Here is a 13,791-nt window from a genome sequence, read left to right as displayed (position 1 = left end):
TACCGCCGTGAAAAGGCGGTGTCTTAACCCCTTGACCAACGGACCTGAGCTGTTATTTTCAACTCTTACTATTATACCGACTTTTTAAACTTTGTCAACTCCTTTTTTAATCTTTTTTAATTAATTTTACAACAGCTTCAGTTCGGGCGGTGTGTGGAAACATATCGACCGACTGAATATAATGGATATCGTAGACTTCTACTAACCTCACCAAGTCACGAGCCAAGGTCGAAACATTGCAAGAAATATAGACCATTTTTTCTGGTACATAGGTAAGAATTGTATCTAATAACTTATCATCCAGACCTGTACGTGGTGGATCTACGATCAGAGCATCTGCTCGGTAGCCTTCCTTATACCAGCGAGGAATAATCTCTTCCGCTGTTCCTGCTTCGTAATGTGTGTTGTCAAATCCCATTCTTTTAGCATTTCGCTTAGCATCTTCAATGGCCTCTGGAATAATATCCATACCTCTAAGTGTTTTAACTTTCTTTGCGAAAGCAAATCCAATCGTTCCAACTCCACAATAAGCGTCAATCAAATGGTCTTCTTTATTAACATCCAAGGCTTTTTCCGCCTCACTATAGAGGACTTCTGTTTGTTCAGGATTTAGTTGATAGAAAGCTCGAGGAGATAGTGAAAATTCATAATCGAGTACACCTTCTTGAATACTCTCTTCTCCCCAGATAATCTCTGTCTTTTCACCATAAATCTCACTGGTTTTAGCTGTATTTGTATTCACAGCTACTGTCACAACTTCTGGAAAATCTTTAACTAAGTCTTTCACTAGTTGGGTTAAATTAAGCTGACGATTTGTAACAATAATAATCTGAACCTGTCCAGTCTTTCTTGCTCGTCGAACCATTATAGTTCTAACACCTAGAGCTTTTCTCTCATCCGTGATTGGAATTTGGTGAAAAGTAAGTAATTCCGCTAGACGATTAGCAATCACTTGGGTTTCCTTGTCTTGTACCAGGCAGTCTTTCAATTCTACTAAATAGTGAGAGTTTTGTGCATATAAGCCCGCCTTGACCTGATTCTTAAATTTTCGAGTCTGAAATTGTAACTTAGCACGGTAATACTTTGGTTCCTGCATACCAATCGTCGGGCGTATTTCATAATTTTCATATCCTGCAGGGGCAAATTTTTTCAGCGCTTGATGAAGCAAGTCCGTCTTGAACTCCAGTTGTTTATCATAATGCAGGTGCATGATTTGGCAGCCTCCGCACTCATTATAAATAGTACAAGCTGGCACAACTCGAAATTTAGACTTCTTATTAACCTTTAGTAATTTTGCTTCAACAAAGTTACGTTTAATAGAAGTAATCTGACAATAGATATCTTCACCTTTGAGAGCACCAGGCACAAAGACTAATGTTTTTTGATAAAAGCCGATTCCCTCACCATTAATTCCCATGCGCTTGATTTTTAATGGTATTTTTTGTTTCACTTTCAGATTCATACCCCTATCTTATCACATTTTGAGTTATAATAGAACTATGAAAATCACAAAACTTGAAAAGAAAAAAAGACTCTATCTGATGGAGCTTGATAATGACGACAAATGCTATATTACTGAAGATACAATTGTTCGTTTTATGTTATCAAGAGATAAGGTTATAAGCGAAGAGGAATTGAAAGATATACAGGACTTTTCCCAATTTTCTTATGGTAAAAATCTGGCCCTCTACCACCTATCCTTTAAAGCGCGCACTGAAAAAGAAGTCAGAGAATATCTGAAAAAATACGATATTAATGAAAACATAGCTTCTCAAGTCATTGCTAATCTTAAAGAAGGTAAGTGGATTAATGATAGCCAGTACGCTTATGCTATCATCAATGCCAATCAACTTTCAGGAGACAAGGGACCTTATGTACTTACTCAGAAACTAGTACAAAAGGGGATTTCAAAATCTACTATAGAAGAGAACTTGAAAGAATTTGATTTTTCTGAAGTTGCTCAACGTGTAGCTAATAAACTATTGAAAAAATATGAGGGAAAACTTCCAGCTCGTGCCTTGCAAGATAAGATAATCCAAAATCTGACCAACAAGGGGTTTTCCTATTCTGATGCTAAAAGTGCCTTTGACCAGTTGGATAGTCAAGTTGATCAAGAAACGACTCAGAAACTCATCTTCAGGGAACTTGATAAGCAATATTCTAAGTATGCCCGAAAATATGAAGGATACGAACTTAAACAGCGTTTAAGCCAAGTTTTAGCACGAAAAGGCTACGATTTTTCGGATATAGCAAGCGCTCTCAGAGAATATCTTTAATATTTTCATGTAAAATTCACAGATTTTAGGTAATTTTATGGTACAATAATAAACGATAAACTTATAAATTGTAGAAAGTTGGTTAGTTATGAAGCTTCCAAAAGAAGGCGACTTTATTACAATTCAAAGTTATAAGCATGATGGGAGTCTCCACCGAACTTGGCGGGACACCATGGTACTAAAAACAACAGAAAACGCCATTATTGGTGTCAACGATCATACACTGGTTACCGAAAGTGATGGTCGTCGTTGGGTCACTCGAGAACCGGCTATTGTTTACTTTCACAAGAAATATTGGTTTAATATCATTGCCATGATTCGCGATAATGGAATTTCCTACTATTGCAATATGGCTAGCCCCTACTATCTGGATGAAGAAGCACTGAAGTATATTGATTACGATTTGGATGTTAAAATTTTTACAGATGGGGAAAAACGTCTTTTGGACGTTGAGGAGTATGAGCGTCACAAACGCAAAATGAATTATTCTGATGACTTGGACTATATTTTAAAAGAACATGTCAAAATTCTTGTTGATTGGATTAACAATGGACGTGGTCCTTTCTCAGAAGCCTATGTAAACATTTGGTACAAGCGCTATGTAGAACTAAAGAATCGGTAAAGTTGTCAAACTGGGGTTAAGGCCCCGGTTTTTTTATTTGAAAAACCCAGCTTTTCAGCTGGGCTTATCCTTATATATCTAATTTCGTAACAGTAAATTTGATGTGGGAATAGTCTTTTTCAACATCCTTATCCAGCAAGAACGCTGTGGCGTCCTTCTTAACCTGAACCAGGTCAATATTCTGAGCCTGGGCTGCATAGACGCATCCACAATAACATTGACGATAGATATCATACTCCTCACACATCTCTACTGAACGTTTGTAGCCTTGATTTTTCTTGAAATCACTTGGAAGATAGTGTGTTGTGTAAATTTTTTGCACATCGATTCCGATGCTGTTAATGGTTTGAGAATTCTTATGAGGACTGATGGTTAAAGCCGAACCGAAGTAGTCAAAGCCTAAATCCATAGCCACTTGAGCTGTCTTATCCAGTCGGTAGTCAAAGCAAACCTTACAACGGTCGCCACCTTCAGGCTCTTCTTCCAGTCCTCTGACTAACTTACGATATTCATTTGGTTCGTAGGGAGCTTCTAGATACTGGACCGTATTTCCTGTCCGCTCATTAAAATCACTGACAAATTTCTTGGTAACATAGGCTCGCTTATGGTATTCTGCCTTGGGATGGATATTAGAATTGGCAAAATAAATGGTCACGTCTGCATACTTAGTCAAATATTCTAGAGTATAGGTACTGCAAGGGGCACAGCAAACATGCATGAGAATAGTTGGACGTTGCTCATTTTTCTCCCATACTTGTACCATCTTCTGCATGACACGGTCATAATTAATCTTCTGATTGGGGTTCATCTTGCTCAGAATTTCTTCTACATCGATCATGTTCTTCTCCTTTTTATAGTCTTATTTTATCATATAAGTTAGGAGAGCTCAAATCAATTTAGAAGTGAATATCATAAAAAGGAGGAATAGGCATTCCCTCCTTTTGTGTTTTTTATAAGTTGTTTTCTATAGAAAGCTTACATCATGCCGCCCATCATGCTTGGATCCATTGCTGGAGCCGGAGCTGCTGGTTCTGGTTTATTAGCTACGACTGCTTCCGTAGTCAAAATCAAGCTGGCTACAGATGCTGCATTTTGTAGGGCTGAACGGCTCACTTTAACTGGGTCGATAATCCCTTGATCAATCATGTTGACCCATTCGCCAGTTGCTGCGTTGAAACCTGTACCAAGCTCGGCATTTTTCAAACGATCGATAACGATAGAGCCTTCAAATCCTGCATTGTGGGCGATTTGACGAACAGGTTCTTCCAAAGCACGGAGAACAATATTGCGGCCTGTTGCTTCGTCTCCTGTCAATTCCAAATCAGCCACGGCTGGGATAACATTTACAAGGGCTGTTCCACCACCTGCAACGATTCCTTCTTCAACAGCTGCACGAGTAGCATTGAGGGCATCTTCAATGCGGAGTTTCATTTCTTTCAACTCAGTTTCAGTTGCAGCTCCGACCTTGATGACTGCAACACCACCTGACAATTTTGCCAAGCGTTCTTGCAATTTTTCACGATCAAACTCAGAAGTTGTGGTTTCGATTTGAGACTTGATAACTGCAACACGGTGAGAAATCGCTTCAGGATTTCCAGCACCTTCTACGATAACAGTGCTATCTTTGTCCACAGTTACTTTCGCTGCTTGACCAAGTGCCTCAATCGTAGCATCTTTCAACTCAAGACCAAGGTCTTCAGTGATAACTGTTCCACCTGTCAAGATGGCGATATCTTCTAGCATAGCTTTGCGACGGTCACCAAAACCAGGTGCCTTGACTGCTACTACGTTGAAGGTTCCACGAATCTTGTTCAAAACAAGAGTCGGAAGAGCTTCTCCATCCACATCATCCGCAATAATCAAGAGCGGACGATTGCTTTGGAGAATGCTTTCTAGGAGTGGCAAGATTTCTTGGATATTTGAAATCTTCTTATCTGTAATCAAAATGTACGGATTTTCAAGGTCAGCGACCATTTTTTCGCTATCTGTTACCATGTACTGTGAAAGGTAACCACGGTCAAACTGCATTCCTTCCACAACTTCAAGTTCTGTTTCCATACCACGTGACTCTTCGATAGTGATGACTCCGTCTTTGCCAACTTTTTCCATGGCTTCAGAAATGTACTCACCGACTTTTTCAGAACGAGAAGAGACAGCAGCAACCTGAGCGATGGCTTCTTTATTAGCGACAGGGATGGCATTATTTTTCAAGGCTTCTACTGCTGCGGCAACTGCTGTTTCAATCCCACGACGAATTCCGATTGGATTGGCACCTGCAGTGACATTTTTGATTCCTTCACGGACGATTGCTTGTGTCAAGACAGTTGCAGTTGTCGTTCCGTCACCTGCGATATCATTGGTTTTTGAAGCTACTTCTGATACCAATTTGGCACCCATATTTTCAAAGTGGTCTTCCAATTCGATTTCTTTGGCAATGGTCACACCATCATTGGTAATCAAGGGTGAGCCAAATGATTTTTCCAACACAACGTTACGACCTTTTGGTCCCAAGGTTACTTTAACAGTGTCTGCAAGGATATCGACACCACGAACCATGGCTGAACGAGCATCAGATGAAAATTTAATTTCTTTTGACATACTTACTTTCTCCTTCTATTTTTCAATGATAGCCAAGATGTTAGCTTCGCCTACGATGATGTACTTTTCATCGCCATCTTTGACATCAAGACCTGCGTGAGCTTCAACCAAGACACGGTCTCCAGCTTTAACACTTGGAGCAACCAAGTCACCGTTCAAGGTACGAACACCTTGCCCAGTAGCCACAACTTGGGCTGTTTTGGTTTTTTCTTGGGCTGAACCTGCGAGGACAAAACCTCCAACAGTTTGTTCTTTTTCTTCGATTTTCAAGACCACACGGTCTCCTAATGGTTTCAACATCTGTTTTCCTCCATGATGAACTACATATTATTAGCACTCTTTATATCTGAGTGCTAATTCATAGTTCTATTGTATCACTTGGTCAGAAATAGTCAAGAAAAAAGTCTGACTTTCTCAAGATAAAAAGCCTGAGAGCAACTCAGACTTTTCAATGTTTAAAATGGTAATTCTTCCTCTTCCAGGACCAAATCCGCCAAGTCTTGGCCTGCATTATTTTCACGCATGGCACGTTGGGCACGACTTTCCAAGAGTTGGAATCCTGTAACAAGTACTTCGGTCACATAATTCATTTGACCATTTTTCTCAAAACGACGGGTACGCAATTCCCCATCAACGGAAATGAGACTACCTTTGGTTGCGTAGCTTGCCAAAGTTTCTGCTAGTCTGCCCCATAGGACCATATTGACAAAATCAGCTTCACGTTCACCGTTTTGGTCTTTGTAACGACGGTTCACAGCGATAGTTGCTCGCGCTACTGACTTGTCATTGTTGGTTTTGTGCAATTCTGGTGTAGACGTCAAACGCCCAATCAAGATAACTTTATTATACATATTTTTTCCTCCTACTTATCTATTCGTAGGAAATCAAAAAAAGTTACAGAAATTTGTAACTTTTCGAGGAAATTTTTTACTTTTTATGAACCATAAATCCTGTCGCCTGTTGATTTGCCATAATGGTCATATCTGTAATCTGCACACGACGAGGTTGACTGGTCACATAGACTACTGTGTCTGCAATATCCTGAGCTTGCAAGGCTTCGATTCCTTGGTAAACGGACGCAGCTCGTTCTTTATCATCATGAAAACGTACCGTCGAAAAATCTGTTTCGACAATTCCCGGTTGAATAGTCGTCACCTTGATATCCGTTGCGATGGTATCAATTCGCAGACCATCTGAAAAGGTCTTAACTGCCGCCTTGGTCGCTGAGTAAACAGCTGCACCTGCATAGGCATAAATTCCTGCAGTAGAGCCCATGTTGATGATATGTCCTTGATTGGCTTTTACCATTACTGGCAAGAAACAGCGAGTGACTGCCATCAAACCTTTGACATTGGTATCCAGCATGGTCAACATATCCAACTCTTCATAGTCCTGATAAGGTGCTAAACCTAGAGCCAGACCGGCGTTGTTGACCAGAATATCAATCTGACCTATCGTTTCTAAAATATCGGAGCAGACAGTCTTCACCATAGTCATATCCGTGACATCTAGTGGAAAGGTCCAGACGGTTTGATTTGGAAAGACTTCTGCAAACTCGGACTTAAGAGCTTCTAGTCTATCTGTCCGTCGTCCTGTTAGAACGACATTCTCACCCTGCTCCAGATAAGCACGCGCAATTGCTTCACCAATACCTGATGTCGCTCCTGTAATCACAACATTTTTTGCCATCTTATTTCCTTCTAGCTGGTCTATCAGATACTAACAACTTCTTAGGCAGTCCAGTGCTTAGCTGGATCAAATGGAGTTCCGACAACTTGGTCTTCTGATAATTCAATAATACCACGTTTTTGCGGAGCATTTGGCAAATGCAATTCACGAGGGCTACACATCATGCCAAAACTCTTTTCGCCACGAAGCTCACCTGGGAAAATAAGATTGCCTTTGGGCATCATAGCTCCAGGAAGAGCCACAATGGTTTTCAACCCGACACGCGCATTGGGAGCCCCTGCAACGATTTGCACTGTCTTGTCACTTGCGACTGCAACTTGGCAGATGTTGAGGTGGTCACTATCTGGATGGGCTACCATCTCAACAATTTCACCAACAACAAACTTAGGTTCCTTGTCATTGACAATTTCTTCTGCAAAACCTTCCGCTTGTAATTCTTGGTTCAAACGAGCGACTTGCTCATCTGTCAAAAATACTTGACCGCGCTCTGCAATTTCAAATAAACTTGAAACTTCAAAAATATTCCAAGCCACTGTTTCCTCATTATCTTTTAGAAAAACACGGGCTACCTTGCCTTTGCGCTCCACATCCAGTTTGGCATCTCCGCTATTTTTCACGATGACCATAAGGACATCACCGACATATTCTTTATTATATGTAAAAATCATTGTTTCCTTTTTCTCCTATTTCAGTCCTGCTAAAAAGTCGTTAATTTGTTGCTTGCTTTTACGGTCGCGATTAACAAAACGACCAATTTCCTTGTCTTTTTCTAGAACAACAAGGCTAGGAATTCCATATACATCCCAGAGTTTGGCCAAATCCATATACTGGTCTCTATCCACTCGAATAAAGGTGAACTCTGGATTGGTCTCCTCAATTTCTGGTAAGGCAGGATAGATATAACGACAATCGCCACACCAGTCTGCCACAAAAAGAAAGACCTTCTTGCCCTCTTTTTCCACCAAAGATGCCAATTCTTCTAAACTTGCTGGTTGTATCATAAGACTTCCTCCTCATAGACTAGATCTTCATTTTCATAGACAAAGGTATAATGACGGCCATCCTCAAAAATGACGCCACCAACCAAGCTCTCTAGACTGCTTTCATAGACTTGAACATAGAGGGTCGCAATTTCCCCCATGTCTGAAAAATGGTCTCGCACAATCGCTGTTAACTCTTCCTGAGTCTTCCTGAGCTTATGGTCATCTGCAACTTTTTTCGTAGCAAGGGCAAGGCTTCCAATACCTAGCAGAGCCAAGCCTGCCATCAACATTTTTTTAGCTTTCATACCATTCATTTTAACACAAAAAAGACTTTAGGACAAATGAGGAAGCAGCAGAAACGCAAGTAAAAAGCCCCTTCCTTTAAGGAAAAGGACTTCTTATACTCAATGAAAATCAAAGAGCAAACTAGGAAGCTAGCCGCAGGTTGCTCAAAGCACTGCTTTAAGGTTGTAGATAGAACTGACGAAGTCAGCTCAAAACAGCGTTTTGAGGTTGTGGATGAAACTGACGTGGTTTGAAGAGATTTTCGAAGAGTATGATTCTTATTGCCAGGTACCTGAGTTGCCAACGTAGTAACCATCAGGTGTGTAGGTATTACGAAGCATCTTACCTGATGAAGCCAGATAATACCACTGGCCATTATCTTTGACCCAATCATTCGCTAGCATGGCACCAGAAGAACTTACATAATACCATTCTCCCTTATCATAAACCCAAGTGCTTGCTTTCATGGCTCCTGAAGTTGATAAATAGTACCACTTGCCTTGGTCGTAAAGCCAATCACTAGCAATCATAGCTCCTGATGATTTAAAGGCATACCAGTTACCACCTTGATAAAGCCAAGTTTGATTGAACATGACTCCTTTATCATTCATAAAGTACCAAGTTCCCTTGTCCTTAACCCAATCCTTCTGCACTAATTGACCTTGTTTTTGATAGTACCAGTTTTGGTTTGATTTTAGCCAGCTTTCGGCTTTTACAATCGGATAAAGTTCTTTGAAAGATCCTCCATCATCATATTTACGACTGATAGATTTTAGTTTTTCAAGTTTCAACTCGCCATTGTCATAATCTGCCCAAGCAAAAACTTTTTGACCATTGACAGTCTCTGGTAAGGTAGCAGTGTAAGTCTTGGTTTGATAATCCCATTTAGCATCGAGGTAAGTGTATTGATCATTTGATTCTTCAATACGATAGTAACCTCTCTTTCCACTATCATTATGAATATCATCCACAACTTTCGTTGACCAGGTCTTCACTTCGTTTCTGCTCTTGGCCTCTACCTTGATATCTCCTCTATAGCCATATGGAACATAAAAATTCAGGTAACGCCCTTCTTCCCCGATCATAGACTTGTCCTTTTCTTGACCTAGGAAATTGACAGTCTGATCTTGACCATTGAGACTAACTGTCCACTCGATTTTCTCGGTTTTTGGCAAATCCAAGACTTTGATATCCACTTCATGACCATTGTTAAACCGAAGAATCTTGCCATCTTGATACTGTACTCCACACTTAACAACCCATTCTTCTTTAAGTTCAAATGCCTGCCCTGAATGAGGAAAAGCCAGTAAAGCTAGACCAGCTAGAGACAAACCAAATAATGTGATTTTTTTCATTGTAGTTCCTCCTTAGTCGTTGTTATGTTAATTATATCACTATGTTTTTATTTTGCAACTCATATCCTAAATATGCAAGTAAAAAAACCTCTGAGATTCTTCTCAAAGGTTATAATCTAGCTAATTGCTGTTCTCAACTGCTGCAGTGACAAAGGCAGTGTAGAGTTCTTCTGGACGATTTGGACGACTTGACAGTTCAGGGTGATACTGACACGCTACAAAGAATTTATTTTCAGGAATTTCCACGATTTCTACCAAACGATTGTCTGGAGAAACTCCTGAAAAGACAAAGCCTGCTGCCTCAAACTGCTCACGGAAGGCATTGTTAAACTCATAACGGTGACGGTGACGGCGTTGCACCACTTCTTGATTGTGATAAGCAGCCGCAGCCTTAGAGCCACGTTTCAACTTAGATGGATAAAGTCCCAAACGAAGGGTTCCACCCATATCCTCCACATCAATCTGATCACGCATGATATCAATGATAGGGTATTTTGTTTCTGGTGCAAGCTCTGCAGAATTGGCACCTTCAAGCCCCAAAACATGACGAGCAAACTCGATACAAGTCAACTGCATGCCCAAGCAGACTCCCAACATTGGAACATCATTCTCACGCGCATAGCGGATGGCTTGGATTTTCCCTTCAGTACCCCGTTGACCAAAACCACCTGGTACGATGATTCCGTCCGCATCAGACAAGAGCTCTGCTACATTCTCTGCCGTCACATCATTGGCATTGATCCAATTGATTTTAACTTCTGCATCGTTGGCATAACCAGAGTGTTTCAAGGCTTCAACAACAGAAATGTAGGCATCTTGCAATTCCACATACTTACCGACAAGGGAAATCTTGACTTGTTTCTTGAGGTTCATGACCTTGTCCACCATGACTGACCATTCTGTCATATCTGCTACTGGTGCGTCTAATTTCAAATGGTCACAGACAATTTGGTCCATACCTTGTGCCTGCAAGTTCAGTGGAATTTGGTAAAGATGTTCAACATCTAAAGACTCGATAACAGCCTCTGGTACCACATCACAGAACTGGGCCAGTTTGTTTTTAATTCCTTGACCAGCTGGCTCTTCTGTACGAATAACCAACATATTTGGTTGGATTCCCAATCCACGCAATTCTTTTACAGAGTGTTGAGTTGGTTTGGTCTTCATTTCACCAGCAGCCTTGAGATAAGGAAGCAAGGTTGTATGGATGTACATAACATTATCCGCACCTACATCTGCCTTCATCTGACGAAGGGCCTCTAAGAATGGCAAGGACTCGATATCTCCTACTGTTCCACCAACCTCTGTAATAATGACATCAGAATCAGTCGTTAGAGCGGCACGCTTGATTTTTTCTTTCAAGGCATCTGTGATATGAGGAATGACTTGAACAGTTGCCCCAAGGTATTCTCCACGGCGTTCCTTACGAAGAACTTCACTGTAGATTTTACCAGTTGTCACGTTGGAATATTTGTTGAGATTGATATCGATGAAACGTTCATAGTGACCCAAGTCCAAATCTGTCTCAGCTCCGTCATCCGTTACAAAAACTTCTCCATGCTGATAAGGGCTCATAGTTCCCGGATCGATATTGATATAAGGGTCAAACTTTTGAATGGTTACTTTGAGACCACGATTTTTCAAGAGACGGCCCAGACTCGCTGCCACAATCCCTTTCCCAATAGACGATACCACACCACCAGTTACAAAAATATATTTCGTAGACATAGATTCCTCTTTCTAAAATGGTCAAGGTCTTGTCAACTACGTGGGGACATAGAAAACAAGACCCTACTAATAAGAATAATCTGGGACGACTGCACCAGATTCACAACTAAAATACAAGAAGATAACTTCTTGAAAAAACAAAAATAGCTCCCTAAGAACTAGGGAGCCCCGACCTCTAAAAGAGGTGCCCGAACAATATGATACCTAAAAATAGGATAATTGTCAATAGCTAACTTTTATTCCTCGGTGTTTTCAGAATCATCGTCTGAAAACTCGTCATCTTCTTCATTGAGATCCACGTCTTCACCCAAGTCATCAGGAGCAATCTCGTTGATTTCTGCATCATAAGCTTCCACTTCGTTTTTCTCATCATCTGGATTTTCATCATCGTATGAAAGAGCAGGATCTGCTTCGTATGCATCTTCGTCTTCGGGATCATCTGCATTGTAGTCAATAGCATCTGTATCACCATCCATGAAGGCATTGACACGTTTTTTCTTAGCTTTTGGTGCTACTTCATCGTCGTCATTTTCTTCAAGAGCGATGATTTCTTCGTCGATTTCGTCTACACCATACCATGAACGAAGACCCCATTTGTTGTCTCCAAGTGAGATGAAGCTACCGTCAAAGTTCAACTCTGTGTAGAACAAAGGCAAGGCTTCACGGATATCGCTGTTTGATGTTCCAAGGTAGTTTTGAATTTCGTTTACAAGATCGCTAAAATGCATCTCATGGTCGCGACCACGAAGTTCCAAGATAGCACGCGCTACCTCAATCATAGATAGTTCACTTTTTTCTTGCCCAGCAAATACTTCTAATTCCAAAGCGTTTCTCCTCATTTATACTACTATCGTCAGAGCAAACAGACTCTGACCTCATTTTATCATTTACTCTTTATTTTACGATAATTTTACGGAATAGTCAAAGGTTAAGGGGGAGAAAGTTAGTTGATTTGAACTGGGTAACTTCTCACAGTAACTTCCACTTGCTTAACCGAAGTGGAAATTAGTCTAAAACGGACTTTTATTTCTTTGCTACCCAGCCGATGGCATCGCTTGGTGGATTTTCAGTATCAATCCAGATAAATTCGTTGCAGTTATATATGAAAATTCTCTTTTGGAAAGTTGAGAATATCAGAATATAAAGAAAATAATTTTCGTTTCCGCCTCATATCTCCTAAAAATAACTCTAAATTTGTGTTTCTATATTTTTCATCATCATAATCTAAGTTGTCGTTATCTACAAATTTATCAAGATATCTCTCTTTAAAAATCGTTGGCATAAAAATTCCAAAGGTTATTAGAAAATCAGATAACGCCAGAAATAATTCATCTTTATTTTTTCCTTGATCTTTGAGTTCTCTTTTCACTCTATAGAGAACCTGTTCTAAATCCGTGTTGAAATATTTCTTTCCTCTTTTTGCACCATCAGTTTGTAGATCACCATTAGTTACAAATTTTTCAAGATAACTCTTTTTAAATGTACTCTGAGTTTTAACACTAGGAACTGAAAGAAAATCAGAGTAAGCAGAAAATAACTCTTTACTAGTTTTTCCTTGATCTTTGAGTTCTCTTTTCACTCGATTTAGAATTTTTTCTTCTCTTTGATTATAAATATTTACTTTTTGCTCAATAAATAATAGTCGACATTTTATTCCCATACTTGATAAAACATCATAGTGTTGAGATAAGTTAATCATCGAAAAGAATGGAAGAATTTCGCTTGCTTTTTTATCATATCTTTTATCTATAATCCCGTATATAACTTCAATTTTATCATCTGAATTGAAATATTCTTCTTCAAACACTTCATTGATTTTATCAATAAATAATGTTTCGTTTTTATATAACTGAGCAGATACAACTCCTTGAGCAAATAAATGACTTAAATTTGCAGAAGATCCACCTTTTTTCACGTGAATAAATTGTTTTTCTATCGTTATAATATCAGCAGGCTCAATTCTACTATGTCCATAATCCGGTAAGTGAAAGTTCTTCTTATCAAATAGCTTAAAACGATCAGGATCAGATGCTACAAATTTTTCATTAAATTCTCCCTCATTCCAATTTTCAGCGCAGCTAGGAATTGCGGGATCATTGAATTTTTCTATATGATCAATTTTATTTACAATATCTGTATAATAGGTTGATTCTATTTTAAACCAGTCGCCATTATTTATAAAGGGCACCTCTAAAAACCTATCCAATGGACACCAAAATATGAGATAATAGCCTTATCATAAGATGAGGTTATTA

General features: G+C 39.7%; 15 protein-coding genes. 2 read left to right on the top strand and 13 right to left on the bottom strand.

Features of this window, described 5'->3' with window-relative positions; translation table 11 throughout:
* Positions 1–106 precede the first annotated feature (106 nt).
* Positions 107–1,462 carry a 23S rRNA (uracil(1939)-C(5))-methyltransferase RlmD gene (rlmD, locus tag K1I71_RS08920; protein WP_223330784.1) on the bottom strand — a complete coding sequence of 452 codons (1,356 nt, stop codon included), beginning with the start codon at positions 1,460–1,462 and terminating at the stop codon, positions 107–109.
* A 37-nt stretch (positions 1,463–1,499) separates the two neighbouring features.
* Here rlmD and recX point away from each other — a divergent pair, with 37 nt between their 5' ends.
* A complete protein-coding gene (gene recX, locus K1I71_RS08915; RefSeq protein ID WP_223330783.1) occupies positions 1,500–2,276 on the top strand; it encodes a recombination regulator RecX in 777 nt (258 codons plus the stop codon).
* Between the two features lie 88 nt (positions 2,277–2,364).
* A complete protein-coding gene (gene ntdP, locus K1I71_RS08910) occupies positions 2,365–2,898 on the top strand; it encodes a nucleoside tri-diphosphate phosphatase (protein WP_000775316.1) in 534 nt (177 codons plus the stop codon).
* 70 nt (positions 2,899–2,968) lie between these two features.
* Here ntdP and K1I71_RS08905 read toward each other — a convergent pair whose 3' ends face one another.
* From K1I71_RS08905 to K1I71_RS08850, 12 genes are all read right to left on the bottom strand, one after another.
* Positions 2,969–3,736, bottom strand: a complete 768-nt coding sequence (locus tag K1I71_RS08905) for an epoxyqueuosine reductase QueH (protein ID WP_000567567.1) — start codon at positions 3,734–3,736, stop codon at positions 2,969–2,971.
* A gap of 137 nt (positions 3,737–3,873) precedes the next feature.
* Positions 3,874–5,496, bottom strand: coding sequence for a chaperonin GroEL (gene groL, locus K1I71_RS08900; protein ID WP_223330782.1), 1,623 nt, complete (start codon positions 5,494–5,496; stop codon positions 3,874–3,876).
* A gap of 15 nt (positions 5,497–5,511) precedes the next feature.
* Positions 5,512–5,796 carry a co-chaperone GroES gene (gene groES / locus K1I71_RS08895; protein ID WP_033687654.1) on the bottom strand — a complete coding sequence of 95 codons (285 nt, stop codon included), beginning with the start codon at positions 5,794–5,796 and terminating at the stop codon, positions 5,512–5,514.
* A 155-nt stretch (positions 5,797–5,951) separates the two neighbouring features.
* Positions 5,952–6,347 carry a single-stranded DNA-binding protein gene (locus K1I71_RS08890; RefSeq protein ID WP_000282442.1) on the bottom strand — a complete coding sequence of 132 codons (396 nt, stop codon included), beginning with the start codon at positions 6,345–6,347 and terminating at the stop codon, positions 5,952–5,954.
* A gap of 76 nt (positions 6,348–6,423) precedes the next feature.
* The gene (locus K1I71_RS08885) at positions 6,424–7,185 is read right to left on the bottom strand and encodes an SDR family NAD(P)-dependent oxidoreductase (RefSeq protein WP_223330781.1); all 762 of its coding nucleotides are present in this window, start codon (positions 7,183–7,185) and stop codon (positions 6,424–6,426) included.
* 41 nt (positions 7,186–7,226) lie between these two features.
* Complete coding sequence (gene ytpR / locus K1I71_RS08880; protein WP_033687657.1) at positions 7,227–7,853, bottom strand: YtpR family tRNA-binding protein; 627 nt, start codon at positions 7,851–7,853, stop codon at positions 7,227–7,229.
* Positions 7,854–7,868: 15 nt separating this feature from the next.
* Positions 7,869–8,186 (bottom strand): thioredoxin family protein, encoded by a 318-nt coding sequence (locus tag K1I71_RS08875; protein ID WP_000615781.1) that lies wholly within the window; start codon positions 8,184–8,186, stop codon positions 7,869–7,871.
* Complete coding sequence (locus tag K1I71_RS08870) at positions 8,183–8,482, bottom strand: DUF4651 domain-containing protein (RefSeq protein WP_031233155.1); 300 nt, start codon at positions 8,480–8,482, stop codon at positions 8,183–8,185. The genes K1I71_RS08875 and K1I71_RS08870 overlap by 4 nt, the downstream gene beginning before the upstream one ends.
* A 249-nt stretch (positions 8,483–8,731) precedes the next feature.
* Positions 8,732–9,808 (bottom strand): N-acetylmuramoyl-L-alanine amidase family protein, encoded by a 1,077-nt coding sequence (locus K1I71_RS08865; protein WP_223330780.1) that lies wholly within the window; start codon positions 9,806–9,808, stop codon positions 8,732–8,734.
* A 120-nt stretch (positions 9,809–9,928) separates the two neighbouring features.
* Positions 9,929–11,536: a CTP synthase gene (locus tag K1I71_RS08860; protein ID WP_223330779.1), complete on the bottom strand. Its 1,608-nt coding sequence runs from the start codon at positions 11,534–11,536 to the stop codon at positions 9,929–9,931.
* 236 nt (positions 11,537–11,772) lie between these two features.
* Entirely contained in the window at positions 11,773–12,360 is a 588-nt protein-coding gene (gene rpoE / locus K1I71_RS08855) for a DNA-directed RNA polymerase subunit delta (RefSeq protein ID WP_223330778.1), read from the bottom strand.
* 272 nt (positions 12,361–12,632) lie between these two features.
* A complete protein-coding gene (locus tag K1I71_RS08850; protein ID WP_223330777.1) occupies positions 12,633–13,724 on the bottom strand; it encodes a DUF6119 family protein in 1,092 nt (363 codons plus the stop codon).
* Positions 13,725–13,791: the final 67 nt, after the last annotated feature.

Origin of the sequence: Streptococcus mitis (genome assembly GCF_019929545.1) — a bacterium.
GTDB classification, from domain to species: domain Bacteria; phylum Bacillota; class Bacilli; order Lactobacillales; family Streptococcaceae; genus Streptococcus; species Streptococcus mitis_BU.
The sequence above is the reverse complement of the archived record's forward strand: the minus strand, read 5'-3'. Positions and strand labels throughout refer to the sequence as shown.